At 59.7% G+C, this 1008-nt stretch carries 1 protein-coding gene; it reads right to left on the reverse strand.

The features are described 5' to 3' along the window. The coding region (locus EN818_RS30650) for an IS481 family transposase (RefSeq protein WP_135891888.1) at positions 1–871 on the reverse strand (871 nt) is incomplete at its 3' end. Positions 872–1008: the final 137 nt, after the last annotated feature.

Here is a 1008-nt window from a genome sequence, read left to right on the forward strand (position 1 = left end):
ATTCGTAGGGGGTTAGCCCCGTCAGTGTCTTAAGCCGGCGCCCGAAGTTGTAAGCGTCGATGAAGTCTTGGAGATGCTGACGGAGCTGATCGTGGTTGTCGTAGTGGAAACGCTTGACGGTGGCCTCCTTGACCGTGCGGTTCATGCGCTCGACCTGACCATTCGTCCACGGATGCTTCACTTTCGTGAGCCGGTGCTCGATGCCGTTGTCGCGACAGACGCGGTCGAAGATGTGCTCGAAGGCGTGCCGGTCCTGCGTGCGGTTGGTGAACTGGATGCCATTGTCGGTGAGCACGGTGTGGATGGCGTAGGGGACGGCGGCCACGAGGTTGCGCAGAAACTGGGCGGCCGCCATCCTACCAGCCTTCTCATGCAACTCCGCATAGGCGAACTTCGAGGTCCGGTCGATGGCCACGAAGAGGTAGAGCTTGCCTTCGGCCGTGCGCACCTCGGCGATGTCGATGTGGAAATAGCCGATCGGATAACGCTTGAACTTCTTCTTGCCTGGCTTGTCGCCCTCGACCTCGGGCAGGCGGGAAATGCCGTGACGTTGCAGGCAGCGATGCAGCGAGGAGCGCGTCAGGTGCGGGATCGTCGGCTGGAGGGCATAGAGGCAGTCATCCAGCGGCAGCAGCGTGTGCTTGCGAAAGGTGACGACGATTGCCTCTTCCTCAAGCGACAAGATCGTCGATCTCGGCTCCTGTGGGCCGGTCGGCAGATCGGCAACTGACGTCCGCTTCTTCCATTTAGCGACGGTCTTCTGGTTGATCCCGTAGCGCTTGGCCAGCGTTCTCAGGCTCTCTTGGCTATTCTGTATTGTTCGACGGATCGCCTCTGTCGTTGTGGCGCTGCCGTGAAGAACCTGGCCCATAGTGCATCCTTCCATTCTTGGGAAAACAATGCACCATCAAATGCCAGGATCAAACACCTAGGCGGCGCAAGAGGCGAAGTGACGATCCCGCCACGGCCTGGTCGAGAATGCGTGGTTCAAGGGTGAGATCAGTCGTG

This window comes from Mesorhizobium sp. M3A.F.Ca.ET.175.01.1.1, assembly GCF_004791945.1.
GTDB lineage: Bacteria > Pseudomonadota > Alphaproteobacteria > Rhizobiales > Rhizobiaceae > Mesorhizobium.